Genomic DNA, 17,939 nt, shown 5'->3' on the forward strand with positions numbered 1-17,939 from the left:
CAGCCTGTTAAACCGGGATAAAGTGAAACTTCCTTTAGCGGTGACCTTCCGCTAATGGTTAGTTGAACCAATCGGGGTTTTACAGGCTGTTTATTTTTAACTCGATATTTTTAATCTTTAACAAAATATGTATGATGATGTTACAGCCTGTTAAACCGGGATAAAGTGAAACTTCCTTTAGCGGTGACCTTCCGCTAATGGTTAGTTGAACCAATCGGGGTTTTACAGGCTGTTTATTTTTAACTCGATATTTTTAATCTTTAACAAAATATGTATGATGATGTTACAGCCTGTTAAACCGGGATAAAGTGAAACTTCCTTTAGCGGTGACCTTCCGCTAATGGTTAGTTGAACCAATCGGGGCTTTACAGGCTGTTTATTTTTAACTCGATATTTTTAATCTTTAACAAAATATGTGTGATGATGTTACAGCCTGTTAAACCGGATAAGGACTATACTCCAACAGTTTGTTTAATTTTATCAGATTGTTGCAAAAGTTCCTCAGCATGCTGTTTCGTTAAATCAGTAATCTCGACTCCAGAAATCATTCGACCGATTTCTTTTACCTTGTCTGTATACTGTAATGGAAAAACGGATGTATTCGTCCGACCTGCCTTAATATTTTTTGCTATATATAGGTGGGTATCTGCCATAGCAGCGACCTGTGGTAAGTGAGAAATACAAAGAACTTGTGAACCGATCGCCACTTTGTAAATCTTTTCAGCAATGGATTGTGCCACTCTACCACTGACCCCTGTGTCCACTTCATCAAATATAATCGATGTAATCCCTTGATGTTTAGAAAAAATACTTTTTAATGCAAGCATGATCCGTGACAATTCTCCGCCTGAAGCTATTTTTGACAATGGCTTCAGCGGTTCTCCCGGATTCGTGCTAATATAAAATTCCATCACATCCAATCCGTTACGTCCGATGGCATTAGAGTCCTCTTCATTAAACGAATACGCCGTTTGATGAAAGCGAGCTTCAAATACCGTTTTTTGCATATGAAGTTCTTTTAATTCTTGTTGTATTTTCTTGGTCAGTTGCTTGGCATATTTTTCACGTAATTCAGTTACATTTTTAGCCTCTACTAATAAATCAGCTTTTACTGATTTTAATTGTGTCTCGAGTTTAGTGATATGTGTTTCACGATTCAGCAATGTTTCAATTTCCTCTTCAATCGCTGCACCATATACAACAATCTCTTCAATCGTTTTCCCATATTTCCGTTTCAGCTGATTAATTTCATTCAAGCGGCTTTCAATAAATTCTAGACGTTCTGGGTCATATTCAAGAGCATCAAGCTGGTCTCGAATTGCAGAAATTGCATCTTCTAAAACATAATAACTATTTGAAACTGGCTCAGTTATTGTTTTTACCGATTCATCAAGACCTGCTGCTTCTTCGAGGTTGTTCATTGCAACAGATAGCCATTCAAGCCCTCTTTGCTCTCCTGATAATGCTAAATAACTTGTTTGTAGAGCTTCATGGATTTTTTCAAAATTATTGATTTTCTTTTTTTCTTCAGACAGCTCTTCGTCTTCATTTAACTTTAAGTTGGCGCGCTGAATTTCTTCATATTGAAATTGAATTAAATCTAACCGATGTACCATTTGTTGTTCGTTTTGACTGAATTTTTGGAGTTGTTTCATCGCATGATCATATTCTTTATATAGCTTTTGGTATTCTGCTAGTGCTTTGGCGATTTTTTCTTCACCAAATTGATCAAGTAGCTGCAGATGAAGCCGTTCATCCATCAGTTCTTGATGTTCATGTTGGCCATGAATATCGATTAGCGTTCTACCAATTTCGCGTAATAAAGCAATCGTCACAAGTTTACCGTTTACTCTACAGACACTTTTGCCACTTATCGACATATCTCGACGTAGCACAATCATTCCATCGCTTATCTCGATCCCTAATTCCGAAGCTTTTTGATATACTGGATGAAGTTCGTCGTCAATTTGAAATAGCCCTTCAATTTCCGCTTTTGTTTCCCCATGTCTAATAAACTCTGCAGATCCTCTACCGCCGACCAAAAGATGAATCGCATCAATAATGATTGATTTACCGGCACCCGTTTCTCCTGATAAAACAGTCAAACCCTTTTCTAAGGATACCGAAAGGGCTTCTATGATCGCAAAGTTTCTAATAGAAAGTTCTGTTAACAAACTCTTATCACCTCTCTGTCTTCATTAGAGCATATCTAAAAATCGATTAGAAATTTCCTCAGTATCTTCAGGAGTACGGCAAATAATTAAGCACGTATCATCACCGCAAATCGTCCCTAGTATTTCTTCCCAATCTAAATGATCAATTAAGGCACCAATTGCCTGTGCATTACCTGGCAACGTTTTTAGTACGAGAAAATGGCTCGCTGAATCAATCCGAACAAATGCATCTATCAACATCCGTTTTAATTTCTGAAGCGGATTAAAGCGCTGATCTGCAGGTAAACTGTATTTATACCTACCGTCCATTAGTGGTACTTTCACGAGATGCAATTCTTTAATGTCTCTTGATACCGTCGCTTGAGTAATAGAAAAGCCAGCATTTTTCAATGCATCCACTAAATCATCTTGTGTTTCTATCTCATTATTCGTAATAATATCTCGAATCCTTATATGTCGTTGACCTTTGTTCATCTATTTAAAGCACCTCTAAGTTAGCGGTCCAATTAACTTGTACCACAAATATTTAATATATAAATAATGTTAGCGGATTTCGCTGAAATTGTACAATTTTTTCTTGTAACTGTCAGCATTTATTTGAAAGGGGGATGGAAACCCCGATATCAAAGATGTCAAATGATTGATTTAATATCGTCGTTTTATGTATGTTAAATGAAGGTCACTCGTATCCTGCTCGTTTCTGATACCTTTAATTGTGTGTAGTTTTTAGGTTCTTATTTGATATAGATGCTCTTTCTCACTCGCAAGTCTTGATTCCAGTTTATAAAAGTACAAATTTAGACGCGCAAACCTTTCATATAGCTCGCTTCCTGAATCTTAGTTACCAGACTCACCCGCTTCTCACATAGTGATTTGCCAACTTCATAAAATAACACCTCAGAACTTACCCTCCGTAAAAAAAGCTCCTTCAACAGGTAGTTCTGCATCAGGAGCTCTAAGGTTATGGGGACGGGGCTTCGCGACTCATTAATATAGCCATTCTACTTTACGATTTACTTATTATACTTAAGAAAGTACCTAAAATTTAGGCCCCCACCGCCACCATTATGATTAGGTAAGTGAAGCGTACTACTTGATAGATCCTTCATAGCCATGGGTCATATTTTAACACCATTTGGTTTTGTATCAAGGATACGAGGACACTACTTATTCTTCATTTTTTGTTTGTTTTAATTCTTGATGAGCATTCTGAACAATTTCTTCAACCGATTGCTTCAAGAAATTCTCACCTTGGTCTTTTGCACCTTGCCACTTTAGGTGCAAGAGGAATTCAATATTTCCTTCGCCGCCTTTAATTGGGGAGAAAGAAGCGTCATAAATATCATAGCCCTCACCTTTTGCGAAGTGGATTATTTTATCTATAACCTCTCTGTGAATTTTCACATCACGAACAATTCCTTTTTTTCCTACTTGATCCTTGCCTGCCTCAAATTGAGGCTTCACAAGTGCGACAACATCGCTATTAGCCACCAGCAATGTTTTCAAAACAGGTAAAATTAATGTAAGCGAGATAAATGAAACATCAATACTCGCAAAATTAGGCATTTCCCCATCAAGATCAGCAGGTGTGACATAACGGAAATTCGTTCTTTCCATTACCTTCACTCGCTCATCCTGTCTTAGCTTCCAGGCAAGCTGATTGTAACCTACATCAAGAGCATATGACATCCGTGCGCCATTTTGCAGAGCACAGTCGGTAAATCCTCCAGTTGAAGCACCGATGTCAAGCAGTACTTTCCCTTCAACCGATAAATCAAACTGTTTCAATGCTTTCTCTAGCTTTAGCCCACCTCTTGAAACATATGGCATGACCTTCCCTTTAATTGTAAGTACTAAGTCAGTTGAAACCTTTTCGCCCGGCTTCTCTAATCTTTCTTCGTTTCCATAAACAAGGCCCGCCATTATCATTCGTTTAGCTTTTTCACGCGTTTCTGCCAACCCAGATTCGACGAGTAAAATATCAAGTCTTTCTTTTTTCGCTTTCATTCATTCAAGCCCTTTTTTGCTTTTTCGGTGTAATTCGTTTGATGTTCCGCACCGTGTCCTCTACTGTCATGCCAATTTCTGCAAGTAATTGATCGACACTTCCATGTTCAATGAAACGATCAGGTATACCCATTCGGTCAATAATCGCACCATGATAGCCATGCTCGTGCGCAAATTCAATCACCGCACTGCCAAAACCACCTTGAAGAACAGCTTCTTCAATCGTTAAAATTGGCATTTTCTGCTCAAGTAATTGGTGCATCATATCATTGTCCAGAGGTTTAATAAAGCGTGCATTCACGACCTTAATGGAATACCCTTGCTTGTCTAAATATTCTGCTGCTTCCATCGCCATTGGAATCGTAGTACCAAAAGTTAAAATACAAGCATCTCTGCCCTCTTTCAACACATCCCATGTGCCAATCGGAATTTCTTGTAAGCGATCATCCATTGGAATACCATACCCATTTCCGCGTGGAAATCTCATCGCAATCGGGCCGTCATCATATTTTAACGCTGTATTAACCATATGTTGGCCTTCATTTTCATCCTTCGGCATCATCAAAACCATGTTCGGGATATGACGCATAAAGGCGATGTCAAACACACCTTGATGTGTTTCCCCGTCAGCCCCCACTAAACCTGCTCGATCGATACCAAAAAAGACATTCAGGTTTTGGCGGCAAATATCATGAACCACTTGATCATAGGCACGCTGTAGAAAAGTAGAATAAATCGCAAGAAACGGTTTCATTTTTTGCGTGGCAAGTCCTGCTGCAAACGTTGCTGCATGTTGTTCAGCGATTCCTACATCATACATTCGTTCCGGAAATTCACTTGCAAAACCTTCTAATTTAGAACCTACTGGCATAGCCGGTGTAATCGCTACAATTCGTTCATCTGTACGAGCGAGTTTCCTTACCGTTTCGCTGACAAGTGAACTCCATGCAGGAGCCGTTGTTACTGTTTTAACAAAATCGCCCGTTTCAATTTTATAAGGTCCCGTTCCATGCCAGTTTCCAATTGTATCAGATTCAGCAGGGGAATATCCTTTTCCTTTTTTCGTAATCACGTGTAAAAGGACAGGACCTTTTGTTTTTTTAGCATAACGAAAGTTCTCAAATAATTCATCGAAGTTATGCCCATCAACCGGTCCTAAGTAAGTAAATCCTAACTCCTCAAAAAATACTCCAGAAACTAACAAATACTTTAAGCTATCTTTAACACGCTCAGCTGTTGCAGCCACTTTGCCGCCGACTGCTGGAATTTTCTTAAGTAATAATTCGAGTTCATCCTTCACCCAATTATATTTTCCAGCCGTACGAAGTCTTCCAAGTACAGAATGCAAGGCCCCAACGTTTGGCGCAATCGACATTTCATTATCGTTTAAGATGACAATCATATCTTTCTTTTCATGACCGATATGGTTAAGTGCTTCGAGTGCCATTCCCCCCGTTAAAGCACCATCACCGATAATTGGCAGAACAAAGTTTTTTTCTTTTTTTAAATCCCGTGCTGCAGCCATTCCCATTGCTCCAGATAGAGAAGTTGAGCTATGGCCTGTTTCCCATACATCATGTTCACTTTCGTTCATTTTCGGGAAGCCGCAAAGACCTTTGTATTTTTTTAATGTATCGAACTGGCATGCGCGTCCAGTAAGGATTTTATGAACATAAGACTGATGGCCAACATCAAACAAAAATTTATCTTTTGGACTGTTGAACTCCTTATGTAACGCAATAGTCAATTCAACTACTCCAAGGTTCGGGCCTAGGTGCCCACCGGTAATCGACAACTTCTCTATTAAAAACTTTCTAATATCCGCACTTAATTCTTTTAAATCTTCATTATTCATTTCTTTTAAAAAAGAAGGGTCTTTTATAGACAGAAGATCCAAATTGGATCACTCACTTTCTGTTATTTCCAGGCCTTATTAATGACCTATCGATGGAAAATTCTAATTTAATACTATTCTGGATGTCATAATTCAACATTTTTCTGCAAAACACTTCAAAAATAGCCGCCGATACCCAATGATTTCGGCGGCTTTAGTTTCATCATATTATACCGATTTTCAAAAGGATAAGCTAGTTAAACAACAAAAGTATAACACATATAGGATGTGTTAACAATTGTTGTCGTTTCAAGATTTTCGACGAGCGATCATATCTGTTATTTCATTGAGAAGAGCCGTATTTAATTGAGTTTTTGCCAACTCTTCGTGAGCCATTTTAATATGTTCTGCTAGCCTTTCTTTAGCTCCTGACAAAGTAAGCAATGAAGGATACGTACTCTTATTATTCCCAGTATCACTACCAACAGGTTTACCAATTTCTCCTTCTGTGCCTTCAATATCTAGAATATCATCTCGAATTTGAAAAGCTAATCCGAGATGATAGGAAAATCGTTTAAGTGAAAGAAGCTGTTCGTTGTTAGCACCAGATAAAATGGCTCCCGCAAGGACAGACGCCATTAACAACTTGCCTGTTTTATGTTCATGAATATATTGGAGTTCTTCTAATGAAAGCTGTTTGTTTTCGCCATCCATATCAGCTATTTGTCCACCAACCATCCCTTCAGCACCCGCCGCTTTAGCGATTTCAAGGATTAAGTTGAGCTTCATGTCTGATGTCACGCAAGGATGTTCCGTATTTGCAATAAGTTGAAAGCTATATGTAAGTAATGCATCACCTGCAAGAATCGCCGTCGCTTCACCATACACCTTATGATTCGTCGGTTTACCGCGACGCAAATCATCGTCATCCATCGCTGGCAAGTCATCATGGACTAAAGAATAAGTATGGATCATCTCAATCGCAGCCGCAGTAGGGACTCCAGCGTTCAAGTCTTTTGCAAAGGCATCCAATACTGCCAAAACGAGTAAAGGACGAATTCTTTTACCGCCTGCTTTCAAGGAATATGCCATTGCTGATTTTAAGTTATCAGGCGCTTTTAATTCTTCTACATATTCAATCACCTTCGATTCGATGAGTTGTTTGTAGTTTTTTGAAAACGTATGAAATGACATTACACTCATGACTATTCCTCCTCAACCGCGAATTCTTCAAGTTCGCCATCTTCCCTAAGTATTTGCGTCAATTGTTCTTCAACAGATTTCAATTTTGTATGACAAAGTCTAGATAGGTCCATTCCTTTTTTATAGATGGAGATTGCTTCTTCAAGAGGTACGTCCCCTTCTTCTAATTTTTCAACAACTTGTTCAAGTTCTTCCATTGCCTGCTCAAAAGTCAATTCTTTTTCTTTACTCATTCCCTTTTCGCTCCTCTATTTTTTCTATTTTACAATGCAAAGTTCCGTCGGTTATGCTTACATCTATATAATCTCCGACTTCTACTTGTGATCTGCTTTTAACGAGTGTTTCTTCTTCAGTAAAAATAAGTCCATAGCCCCGTTCCATAATTTTAAGCGGGCTTAAGGCAGATAAAGTTTGGGTAACTGAGACGAATCTTTGTGTGTGCCCTTTTAAAGTTGTTTGCATACTCCGATTCAACATCTTTTCACTATTAGTTAAACGATCCTTAGCATTCGTTAGCTGTTGGTTTGGATGCTGTTTTATTAATTGAGCTAATGAATTTTTTAGCATTTCGTTTTTCTTTTGAAAATATTTAGTACTCTCGCGTTTTAATCGTTCCGTCACTCGGTCCAATTGTTCGGCCTTTTGCTCATACATTTTTTTAGGATAACGAAAAGCATAAGATTTTGCCAGTCGTGTCAGCTTTGTTTGCTCAACATTAACTTGCTCATGAATCGTCCTTGTCAACCTATTTTTTTGGTTCCATAACCGTTCGTAAATTTCTTGTAGATGCGGCACGGCTAGTTCAGCAGCTCCTGTTGGTGTTGGTGCACGTAAGTCTGCTACGAAATCTGCAATCGTGAAATCTGTTTCATGCCCAACAGCCGAGATAATTGGAATATCTGAATCATATATGGATTCTGCAACGATTTCTTCATTAAAAGCCCAAAGTTCTTCAATGGAGCCGCCACCCCTTCCAACAATAAGCACTTCAACTTCTTTACGTGCATTTGCTTCCGAAATCGCTTTGGCAACTGATTTAGGTGCATTTGTGCCTTGCACAAGCGCTGGGTAAATCATTATTTTAGCAATTGGATATCTTCTTTTAATCGTGGTCAAAATATCCCTTAATGCAGCTCCTGTGGGTGAAGTTATGACACCAACGGCATGGGGATATTTCGGAAGTGTTTTTTTATGCTGAGCCGAAAATAACCCCGCTGCTTTAAGCTTCTTCTTCAACTGTTCATAAGCTAAATATAAATCGCCAACCCCATCAGGCGACATACTCTTGACATACAACTGGTATTGTCCACTTTGCTCGAAGACAGAAATATCGCCTCGCACCAAAATCTTCATCCCATTTTCAGGAACGAACTTCAAACTCTTATTATGAGCTGAAAACATCACAGCTAAGACTCTTGCTTTCTCATCTTTGATCGTAAAGTACATATGGCCACTTGAATGCTGCTTAAAATTTGATATTTCTCCTTTTATGTATACATTTTGCAAATGAGGATCCGCATCAAATTTTCGTTTAATATATTTTGTCAACGCTGAAACAGTTAAGTATCTTTTTTCTTCCATTATTTTCTCCTTACCTAAAAAGTACAGCGCTATATATGGTTTTCGATCTTTTATTTTTAGCGCTATCCACAGAATTGATGACCTGATACTTTCATTATAAAACAAAAAAGCTATCACTTGCCATTATAGAACAAGTGATAGCTTTTTCATAAAGTGAAACTTGCATTAGCGACGTTCTTTCGCTGATGGTTAGTGGAACCAATCGGGCATTTACGGGCAGTCCGTCCACTACAAGATCTTCACTTTTCCTTACACTAAAGCCTAGTATAAGAAATTTTACTGTCCTTTAATGCGGGATAAAGTGAAATTTCCATTAGCGCCGCTCTGTGCGCTAATGGTTAGTCCCGTTCTACTGTCGCTAATATCTCCACTATCGTTCCGATAAAGCGACACTACGAACCCGATTGGTTCAACTAAACCTCCGCTTACGCGTTGGTAAGTTTCACTGTATCTCACCAATCGTGTTTTTTTTACAGACTGTTAATCCTAGCTAAGTTTTTTTAGGGTAATAGCTATTTATGCATCTTGTAGGGCAATCGATTTCTTGGCTGATTTAACGGTATTTTCCAGGAGCATGGCAATCGTCATTGGACCAACGCCTTTTGGAACCGGTGTAATATATGAGGCAACTTCTTTTACTTCGTTAAAAGAAACATCGCCGCATAGATTGCCTTCTTCATTTCGATTCATACCAACGTCAATGACAACTGCACCTTCCTTAACATGAGCAGCGGTGATTATATCTTTCTTGCCGACAGCGACAACCAGTATATCAGCTTGCTTTGTATGATAAGCAAGATCTTTCGTTTTAGAATGGCAATACGTAACAGTGGCACTTTTATTCAGAAACAATTGTCCTGAAGGCTTTCCGACAATATTACTTCTTCCAACAACAACAACATGGTTGCCAGCAATTTCACAGCCGATATGCTCAAGCATTACCATAATTCCATATGGGGTGCACGGTAAGAACGCATCCTGACCAGTCATCATTCTTCCAATATTAATTGGATGGAACCCATCGACATCCTTTTCGGGAGAAATAGCTTCAATAATAGCTTTTTCTTGGATATGGGCTGGAAGTGGGAGTTGTACCAAAATACCATGAATCGCATCATCTTGATTTAATTCATCAATTTTTGTAAGTAGTTCTTGTTGTGACAACGATGCTGGATAATCGAATAAAACAGAATAAATACCAATTTCTGCACAAGCTTTTTGCTTATTGGCTACATAAGTTTTCGAGGCTTGATCATCGCCAACAAGAATAACAGCAAGACCTGGCACTGTGCCATTACTTTCTAGCTTGCTTACTTCCTCACGAAGCGTATTTCTTACAGATTGAGCAATTTCTTTTCCATCAATAATTTTCCCTGACACATTCATCATCCTCCAAAGTTAGCTTAAGAAATCGATTGCCTCAAGGTGAGAATGATTTAAACCGCTTGACCCAAAATAAATATTCTTTTCTTAGCACTTATGCTATGCACTATTTATTTATTAAGCTGATCTTTCACTTTTGATAAAACTGCATTTACAAAGCGGCTTGATTGATCATCACCGAAGACTTTTGCGATTTCTATTGCTTCATCCATAGCAACATTGATAGGAACTTGTTCACAGTAGATCATTTCGTACACAGCGATGCGGAGCAAGTTCCGATCAATATTCGCCAATCGTTCAATCTTCCAATTATCGAGATTATCGCGAATTGTTCCATCAATCTCTTCTTTGTTTTCTTGTGTTCCTTTTACTAACAGTTCAAGATATTCATCACTCGGACGTCCGTCCAAAACACTGTTTAAAGCATCTTGAATTTCTCCCTTACCAATTTCAAGTTGGTACATGGCCTGCAAGGCTTTTTCACGGGCAGTTCTTCTTTTCATAAAATTGACTCCTTCTATATCGACTATTATATATGAAAATCACAGCATACACGAACATTATTTAATAAAAAATCATAAATATTAAGTTTTTATCCTAAAAAGAAGATATACTTACCTTTATTGTATCGCTTATGCTAATTAGTATCATAAAAAATCACATATGTAACACTCTAACAGAAAATAAGATTGAGTTAAAGTGAAACTTCCCTCAGTGCTGGTTTTCCACTGAGGGTTAGTCCCGTTCTAGTGTCGCTAATATCTCCGCTAACGCTTCGATAAAAGCGACACTACGAACCCGATTGGTTCAACTAAACCTCCGCTTACGCATCGGTAAGTTTCACTGTATCTCACCAATCGGGCATTTACGGACATATCCCTTTACTACAAACTCTTTTCTTTTCTTTCTATTAGGTCTAGTTTGGAGATCTTACTGTCCGTTAATGCGGGGTAAAGTGAAACTTCCCTCAGTGGTGGTTTTCCACTGAGGGTTAGCCCCGTTCTAGTGTCGCTAATATCTCCGCTAACGCTTCGATAAAAGCGACCCTACGAACCCGATTGGTTCAACTAACCCTCCGCTTAAGCATCGGTAAGTTTCACTGTATCTCACCAATCGGGCATTTACGGACGGATCCCTTACTACAAACTCTTTTCTTTTCTTTCCATTAGGTCTAGTTTGGAGATCTTACTGTCCGTTAATGCGGGGTAAAGTGAAACTTCCCTCAGTGGTGGTTTTCCACTGAGGGTTAGCCCCGTTCTAGTGTCGCTAATATCACTGCTAACGCTTCGATAAAAGCGACACTACGAACCCGATTGGTTCAACTAAACCTCCGCTTACGCATCGGTAAGTTTCACTGTATCTCACCAATCGGGCATTTACGGACGGATCCCTTACTACAAACTCTTTTCTTTCCATTAGGACTAGCATGGAGGTCTTACTGTCCGTTAATGCGGGGGAAAGTGAAACTTCCCTCAGTGGTGGTTTTCCACTGAGGGTTAGTCCCGTTCTAGTGTCGCTAATATCTCCGCTAACGCTTCGATAAAAGCGACACTACGAACCCGATTGGTTCAACTAAACCTCCGCTTACGCATCGGTAAGTTTCACTGTATCTCACCAATCGGGCATTTACGGACGGATCCCTTACTACAAACTCTTTTCTTTTCTTTCCATTAGGCCTAGCATGGAGATCTTACTGTCCGTTAATGCGGAGTAAAGTGATACTTCCTTTAGCACAGCTCTAGCGCTAAGGGAATCGGGGTTTTACAGGCTGTTTATTACCAGCTCGCTTATTTTTTCTCTCGCAAGAAACTATTTTCAGGTTTAAACACCATTTTTGTATTGTATGTCACATCTGTTCAGTATTTAAACGTTCTTTACGAAATTTCCCAAAATCAAAGGGTCAGACCGTACAACGAATCCCGTTTGAAAAAAGTGCATGTAAACACTTTAAACTTGGAATTTGTGTGCGGTCAGACCCTATTTTAGAGATTCTCTTCGATTTCCTTACATTTCTTGCTCAATTTCACTTTCTTGTTTTGCTGTTTCAAATTGGATTCCTACAACATGAATATTCACTTCGGAAGTGTCAAGGGCTGTCATGTTTAGTAGAGCTTGACGAATATTGTCTTGAACTTCCTGCGCAACCTTTGGAATCGATACGCCAAATTTCATGACACAATATAAGTCAACTTTAATACCATCGTCTGCAAGATCTACCTTGACACCTTTTCCATGGCTTTTCTTCCCAAGCATTTCAACAACACCAGTAGTGAAGTTTCCACGCATATGCGCAACTCCTTCTACTTCACTAGCAGCAATACCTGCGATGACTTCAATTACATCAGGGGAAATCTCCACTTTACCTAATCCATTATAGGTATTGTTCACTTCAAGCATTTGTTCCATTTCACTCATTCTTCAGCACCTCCTGTATTTTCCATTATGAATCCATAACCTCATATAATTCAAGAAATTTTGTGTTAAATTCTCCAGAGACAAATTGTTCGTGCTGCATCAATTTACTGTGGAATGGAATAGTAGTGTGGATTCCTTCAATTGCAAATTCCTCTAACGCTCGTCTCATCTTGTCAATCGCCTCACCGCGTGTTGGGGCATGAACAATTAACTTCGCGATCATTGAATCATAATACGGCGGAATCACATATCCTGGGTACGCAGCAGAATCAATGCGTACGCCATTTCCACCTGGTGGAAGATACATTTGAATTTTCCCAGCAGAAGGCATAAAATTCTTTTCAGGATTTTCAGCATTAATACGGCATTCAATTGCCCAGCCGTTATATTGTACTTCTTCTTGTGATAAAGACAATTTTTTACCTGCTGCTACGCGAATTTGTTCCTTGATTAAATCAACACCAGTTACCATTTCTGTTACCGGATGTTCTACCTGAATTCTTGTATTCATCTCCATGAAATAGAAGTTACGGTTTTTGTAATCATAAATGAACTCAACTGTACCTGCTCCGGAATAATTAACGGCAAGAGCCGCTTTAACTGCAGCCGAGCCCATTTCCTCACGCATCTCTGAGTCAACTGCAGGAGATGGCGTTTCTTCTACAAGCTTTTGAAGACGTCTTTGAATCGAGCAATCTCTCTCACCAAAGTGAATAGCATTTCCATGTGTATCTCCCATTACCTGGATTTCAACATGACGGAAATCTTCAATATATTTTTCAATATATACGCCGGAATTTCCAAATGCCGTCAATGCTTCTTGTTGAGTGATTCTGATCCCATTCAATAAATCTTCTTCTGTTCTAGCGACCCGAATCCCTTTTCCGCCTCCACCAGCTGTAGCTTTAATGATGACTGGATACCCAATTTTTTCAGAAAGAGCAATTGCTTCATCCGAGTCTTTAATAATTCCTGTAGATCCCGGCACGATCGGTACTCCTGCTTTACGCATCGTTTCCCTTGCCACATCTTTCGTCCCCATCTTTGAAATAGCTTCAGGAGATGGTCCGATGAAGATGACATTACATTCACGGCAAAGCTCTGCAAAATCAGCATTTTCAGCTAAAAATCCATACCCAGGGTGAATAGCGTCGCAGCCCGTTTTCTTTGCAATACTAATAATATTCGTAACGTTTAAATAGCTATCCTTTGAAGCCTTCGGGCCAATGCAGTACGATTCATCTGCAAGCTGGACATGAAGAGCTTCACGGTCAGCCTCTGAGAAAACTGAAACGGTTTCGATTCCCATTTCCTTACATGCCCGAATAATCCGAACAGCAATTTCTCCTCGATTTGCAATTAATACTTTTTCAATCATTGAAAACAGCTCCTTATTCCGGCTTTACTAAAAATAACGGTTGACCGTATTCCACTAATTGGCCGTCTTGGACAAGAATTTCGACGATCTCACCGCTTACTTCTGCTTCGATTTCATTAAAGAGCTTCATTGCTTCAACGATACATACAATCGAATCATTTCCTACTTTTGATCCAAGTTTCACATATGGCCCTGCTTCTGGTGACGCTGAAGCATAAAACGTTCCAACCATCGGTGATGTGATTTTATGTAAATTTTCTTGATTATTCGCTTCTGCATCGGTTACAAGTTCAACTTGTTTCGGTGTTTCTTGAGGAACATTTGTTGTTGGCATAGCTGCTACTGACTGGACAGCAGGTGTAGCTTGATAAACAACTTGTGGAGCTTGTTCTTGGACAGCTTTTTTCAATGTAATTTTTGTTCCTTCTTGTTCAAAAACAAATTCATTAATGCTAGATTGATCGACCAATTTAATAATCTCTTGTATTTCTTGTACCTTCAACATCTCGGCACCCCTTGTCTTATTTTATTGTTAAGTTAAGTTAAGTTAAATTTTTTTGACTGATTATAAAAGCCCTCTAACTATCCAACTACAAACTGGCTTAGCCTACGCTTTCCATTGCTGTACCAAAAAAATCATTAAGACCAACTACTAATATCATACGATAATACTTAGTATGAATTCAATAAATGTTTTAGCAATGCTTACGACTTTTCTTGAGCCGTTCCTCTATCTTACATCTTATCATAACAAATGTGCAATTCTTTACACATAAAAGAAAACGTTTTCCCGTTGATTACCATTGATTTTAGTAGTTAACACATTAGAAAAAGAGGGTGTCCCTTAAAGACTCCCTCTTCTCCATCATTGCTATTATTTTCCTTCATCTAATTTAAATTCAACTGCCACATCTTCTACATCGTCCATTTCTGTGTTTACGATATCCATGATGTCTGCCACTTCTAACGCTGTTAATTTTTCATCAGTTTTAACTGTGACATCCACTTTGTTGCCGTCAATGCGTACCAAAGCTGCTGGGTAATTCAGTTGCATAATTTCATATTCTAACACCTGCTCTGTAGTAGCTGTTTCACTAAGCTTGTTATTCGCTTCGACAGCCTGATTTTTTTCTTCCGCTGAAAGGCTTGTATCTCCCATTTTATTTGTCAGTTCTTCACTTAATTTACTGCGCTCGTCTTGAATATTAATACGTAATGCTTCAAACTCATCATCTGACGAAGAGATGGCGACCTTTGGTACTTCCTTGTCAGAAATTTTAGCCGTTTCCTCTTTTTGCTTTGTTGATTCAGTACTTTGTTTGTCCTTTTCTTCTTGATTAGATGCTACATTTGAACTATTTTGATCAGGACCCGTTAAATAATATACCGAAAGTACAACGACCAAACTTAACATTGTTAACAGCCAGACAGTTTGTTTTTTTAATAACATAATGATACTCCCCCTTATTTTTTAGGCATAACCGAGACCCGGTGACTCGGTACATCTAATGCTCTTGTTACAGCTTCAATGATCCACTTCTTAATTTGTATATTTTCAGCACCTTTGGCAACGACGAGTACTCCGCTTACTTTTGGTTTCTTTGTCTCGACAACGATTGGTCCCTCTTTATCCCCACTTTTGAGAATAACAAGCTGTTCTTCATCCGATATGTCTTCAACTTTTCGCTTGCCACCTTCTTGGTCGGTTTCCTCTGTCACTTGTTTTTGCGTTACTTTATTTTTTTCAAACACTTTTTTCTCAGAAGCTTCTACATAGATAATAACCTTGACATCTGAAACACCTGCCATCGTTTCAAGTGCTGATTTCATTTCATTTTGCAAGTATTTTTCATAATCGCCTGCTGGTGAAGACTGTTTTTCTGCCTTGCCAAACGTCTCTATTTCTTTGTTTTGCGAACTTGTTTGATTAAACGTTGTAATAGTTTCTTTTTTTGATTCTTTATTTGTTAACAAATTACTCACCATCATGATGCCGACACCCAATAGTAGAACAGTTAATACATAGGCATACTTGGAAGGTTTCTTCTCTTTATTTTCCTCTTCGCTATTCGTTTGCTTAAAAAGGTTTTTCAGCCACGATAATGGACCTTTGTCATTTTTCAACTTGTTAGCCCCCCCTTTCTCCGGCAAATTCGATGATTTTTTCGTCGACCGCCCACTTTGCAGCGAGGAACTCTCTTATATGATCCAAGTCACTGGACGATGTCTGCGATGATTGTTTCGTGTCAATCTCTACTTTTGCAACCACTTCAACCGATGCTGCTTCATCTGTTGTCTTGTGTAGGACGATTAAAATTTTTTGTAAATCTTCCGGAAGGTTAGGCTGATCTTTGTTTTTTACTTCGAGTTCCATTGACTGAATTGCCATTTTATATCGTTCTATCATCTCCTCTTCTACCCCTGTCCTCATATCGGCAGCCATTTGTTTTAAAATATATGCATCTTGTACTGCTTGTATTTCTTTTTTCTTCAAATCTGTTAAATTTTCTACCTGATGATTTGTTTTTTCATCAATTGAGCTTGTCGCAATATTTAATAACTCATCGAAGTCTGATTGAAACAACTTAAGAATCGGCGAGATAATCACGGCAATTAACAGTAAACCAATTACCATCTTCGCATACTTTTGCATGGACGAATTCGGAAGTAACATATCAATTACGGTCGCAAGGAGTACAAACACGATAATATTCGTTACCCAGCTCGTGATAAATTCCATAGTTTCCCCTCCCTACCGCACCATCAAAGTAATGTTACCAGCAGCGATGATAACGGTAACGCTAAGGAAGAACATCATCGATACGATGGCAAGTGCTGCAAAAATATAAATCATACTTTTACTAATAATATCCAAACATTTAATAACAGGTCCGCCGCCAAGCGGCTGTAATAATGCTGCTGCCAATTTATAAATAAAAGAAAGCATTAATATCTTCAAGGCTGGAAAGGTGATAATAAAGAGTAAAATAATAACTCCAGCCATACCAACTGTATTTTTTAGAAGGACGGAAGCGTTGATGACTGTGTCCGCTGCATCCGTGAACATCCTGCCGATTACAGGGATAAAATTTCCTGTCACGAATTTTGCTGTCCGAATGCTCACACCATCAGCAACAGCAGTTGTCACACCCTGTACAGAAATAACACCGAGAAAGATGGTCATAAAAGCACCAAGTAAGCCAATAGCCCAATTTCGTAATAGCTGCGCAAGCTGGGTGACTTTGTATTGTTCCGTCATTGTACTGACAACACTTAAGACTGCACTAAGAAAAAGGAACGGCAAGACAACATATTGAATTAATATGCCGCTAGAGTTCATTAAAAATATGAGAATAGGATGGAAAAAACCTGCTGATAACACCCCGCCAGAACTGGCAATTAACGCAAGTAGCATAGGCAATAGTGCCATCAGAAAGGAAATCATCGTATTAATCGTTTCTTGGGTATATTGTATGGCTACATGAAAACTATTTAGCGCAAGAATAATTAACACTAAATAGACGATGGAATATGCAACTTTACTGATTGTGCTTTGTTCAAATGCGTTTTGGAGTGATTGCAAAAACATACTAAAAACAGTTAATAATATGAGCGACCCAAGAAGCTTCCCATTCACAAGAAGCTCATGAAAAACGAATTTGCCAATCCCTTTCATCCATTCAGCAAAGGAAAATTTCTTCTCACCACTGACAAAGTCCATAAAACTTCCCTTTTGACTTTCCGGCAAGAATCCACCATATTCCGTGAGGATACTATCCCAAAAACTCTTCAATTCTTCAATGCCGAGCCTGTCCATCTGAGCTTGTACTAAATCGGATTGAAGAACATTAGTATTTTCATTTGTTTCTGAGGCTTGTGCTAGATCAATGTGCATAGAAAAAAGAGCGATGAACAAGAAGGAAAAGTAGAAAATTCGCTGCCTCATAGATTCACCTCATCATTG

Annotated in this window: 16 protein-coding genes; all 16 read right to left on the reverse strand. The window is 38.8% G+C overall.

Annotated elements, in window-relative coordinates:
- Positions 1-452 precede the first annotated feature (452 nt).
- The 16 genes from recN to spoIIIAE all read right to left on the reverse strand — a co-directional run bounded on the left by recN (position 453) and on the right by spoIIIAE (position 17,921).
- A complete protein-coding gene (recN, locus tag V179_RS0112335) occupies positions 453-2,174 on the reverse strand; it encodes a DNA repair protein RecN (protein ID WP_028391725.1) in 1,722 nt (573 codons plus the stop codon).
- Positions 2,175-2,198: 24 nt separating this feature from the next.
- Positions 2,199-2,648 carry a transcriptional regulator AhrC/ArgR gene (gene ahrC / locus V179_RS0112340; RefSeq protein WP_028391726.1) on the reverse strand — a complete coding sequence of 150 codons (450 nt, stop codon included), beginning with the start codon at positions 2,646-2,648 and terminating at the stop codon, positions 2,199-2,201.
- 693 nt (positions 2,649-3,341) lie between these two features.
- A complete protein-coding gene (locus V179_RS0112345) occupies positions 3,342-4,181 on the reverse strand; it encodes a TlyA family RNA methyltransferase (protein WP_028391727.1) in 840 nt (279 codons plus the stop codon).
- Positions 4,182-4,185: 4 nt separating this feature from the next.
- Positions 4,186-6,078, reverse strand: a complete 1,893-nt coding sequence (gene dxs, locus V179_RS0112350) for a 1-deoxy-D-xylulose-5-phosphate synthase (protein WP_028391728.1) — start codon at positions 6,076-6,078, stop codon at positions 4,186-4,188.
- A gap of 246 nt (positions 6,079-6,324) precedes the next feature.
- Positions 6,325-7,218, reverse strand: coding sequence for a polyprenyl synthetase family protein (locus V179_RS0112355; RefSeq protein WP_028391729.1), 894 nt, complete (start codon positions 7,216-7,218; stop codon positions 6,325-6,327).
- A gap of 2 nt (positions 7,219-7,220) precedes the next feature.
- Positions 7,221-7,451 carry an exodeoxyribonuclease VII small subunit gene (locus tag V179_RS0112360; protein WP_028391730.1) on the reverse strand — a complete coding sequence of 77 codons (231 nt, stop codon included), beginning with the start codon at positions 7,449-7,451 and terminating at the stop codon, positions 7,221-7,223.
- Complete coding sequence (gene xseA, locus V179_RS0112365) at positions 7,444-8,799, reverse strand: exodeoxyribonuclease VII large subunit (protein ID WP_028391731.1); 1,356 nt, start codon at positions 8,797-8,799, stop codon at positions 7,444-7,446. Before xseA ends, V179_RS0112360 begins: the two co-directional genes overlap by 8 nt.
- A 516-nt stretch (positions 8,800-9,315) precedes the next feature.
- On the reverse strand, positions 9,316-10,179 hold the full coding sequence (gene folD, locus V179_RS0112370; protein ID WP_028391732.1) for a bifunctional methylenetetrahydrofolate dehydrogenase/methenyltetrahydrofolate cyclohydrolase FolD: 864 nt from the start codon (positions 10,177-10,179) through the stop codon (positions 9,316-9,318).
- A gap of 113 nt (positions 10,180-10,292) precedes the next feature.
- Positions 10,293-10,685, reverse strand: a complete 393-nt coding sequence (gene nusB, locus V179_RS0112375; protein WP_028391733.1) for a transcription antitermination factor NusB — start codon at positions 10,683-10,685, stop codon at positions 10,293-10,295.
- 1,501 nt (positions 10,686-12,186) lie between these two features.
- Complete coding sequence (locus tag V179_RS0112380; RefSeq protein WP_028391734.1) at positions 12,187-12,597, reverse strand: Asp23/Gls24 family envelope stress response protein; 411 nt, start codon at positions 12,595-12,597, stop codon at positions 12,187-12,189.
- A 25-nt stretch (positions 12,598-12,622) separates the two neighbouring features.
- Positions 12,623-13,975, reverse strand: a complete 1,353-nt coding sequence (gene accC, locus V179_RS0112385; protein WP_028391735.1) for an acetyl-CoA carboxylase biotin carboxylase subunit — start codon at positions 13,973-13,975, stop codon at positions 12,623-12,625.
- A gap of 13 nt (positions 13,976-13,988) precedes the next feature.
- Positions 13,989-14,480, reverse strand: coding sequence for an acetyl-CoA carboxylase biotin carboxyl carrier protein (gene accB / locus V179_RS0112390; RefSeq protein WP_028391736.1), 492 nt, complete (start codon positions 14,478-14,480; stop codon positions 13,989-13,991).
- 369 nt (positions 14,481-14,849) lie between these two features.
- Positions 14,850-15,425 (reverse strand): SpoIIIAH-like family protein, encoded by a 576-nt coding sequence (locus V179_RS0112395; RefSeq protein ID WP_028391737.1) that lies wholly within the window; start codon positions 15,423-15,425, stop codon positions 14,850-14,852.
- Positions 15,426-15,439: 14 nt separating this feature from the next.
- A complete protein-coding gene (spoIIIAG, locus tag V179_RS0112400) occupies positions 15,440-16,099 on the reverse strand; it encodes a stage III sporulation protein AG (protein ID WP_028391738.1) in 660 nt (219 codons plus the stop codon).
- A 4-nt stretch (positions 16,100-16,103) separates the two neighbouring features.
- Positions 16,104-16,715: a stage III sporulation protein AF gene (spoIIIAF, locus tag V179_RS0112405; RefSeq protein ID WP_028391739.1), complete on the reverse strand. Its 612-nt coding sequence runs from the start codon at positions 16,713-16,715 to the stop codon at positions 16,104-16,106.
- A gap of 12 nt (positions 16,716-16,727) precedes the next feature.
- Positions 16,728-17,921, reverse strand: coding sequence for a stage III sporulation protein AE (gene spoIIIAE / locus V179_RS0112410; protein WP_028391740.1), 1,194 nt, complete (start codon positions 17,919-17,921; stop codon positions 16,728-16,730).
- Between the last annotated feature and the right edge of the window lie 18 nt (positions 17,922-17,939).

The sequence above is a fragment of the Bacillus cihuensis genome (assembly GCF_000504145.1).
GTDB lineage: Bacteria > Bacillota > Bacilli > Bacillales > DSM-1321 > Peribacillus > Peribacillus huizhouensis.

Coding starts and splice junctions, on each gene's coding strand:
- spoIIIAF (WP_028391739.1), bottom strand. CDS start 16,715: ATGGAATTTATCACGAGCTGGGTAACGAATATTATCGTGTTTGTACTC.
- accB (WP_028391736.1), bottom strand. CDS start 14,480: ATGTTGAAGGTACAAGAAATACAAGAGATTATTAAATTGGTCGATCAA.
- nusB (WP_028391733.1), bottom strand. CDS start 10,685: ATGAAAAGAAGAACTGCCCGTGAAAAAGCCTTGCAGGCCATGTACCAA.
- accC (WP_028391735.1), bottom strand. CDS start 13,975: ATGATTGAAAAAGTATTAATTGCAAATCGAGGAGAAATTGCTGTTCGG.
- ahrC (WP_028391726.1), bottom strand. CDS start 2,648: ATGAACAAAGGTCAACGACATATAAGGATTCGAGATATTATTACGAAT.
- V179_RS0112360 (WP_028391730.1), bottom strand. CDS start 7,451: ATGAGTAAAGAAAAAGAATTGACTTTTGAGCAGGCAATGGAAGAACTT.
- V179_RS0112355 (WP_028391729.1), bottom strand. CDS start 7,218: ATGAGTGTAATGTCATTTCATACGTTTTCAAAAAACTACAAACAACTC.
- V179_RS0112345 (WP_028391727.1), bottom strand. CDS start 4,181: ATGAAAGCGAAAAAAGAAAGACTTGATATTTTACTCGTCGAATCTGGG.
- spoIIIAE (WP_028391740.1), bottom strand. CDS start 17,921: ATGAGGCAGCGAATTTTCTACTTTTCCTTCTTGTTCATCGCTCTTTTT.
- V179_RS0112380 (WP_028391734.1), bottom strand. CDS start 12,597: ATGAGTGAAATGGAACAAATGCTTGAAGTGAACAATACCTATAATGGA.
- xseA (WP_028391731.1), bottom strand. CDS start 8,799: ATGGAAGAAAAAAGATACTTAACTGTTTCAGCGTTGACAAAATATATT.
- V179_RS0112395 (WP_028391737.1), bottom strand. CDS start 15,425: ATGTTATTAAAAAAACAAACTGTCTGGCTGTTAACAATGTTAAGTTTG.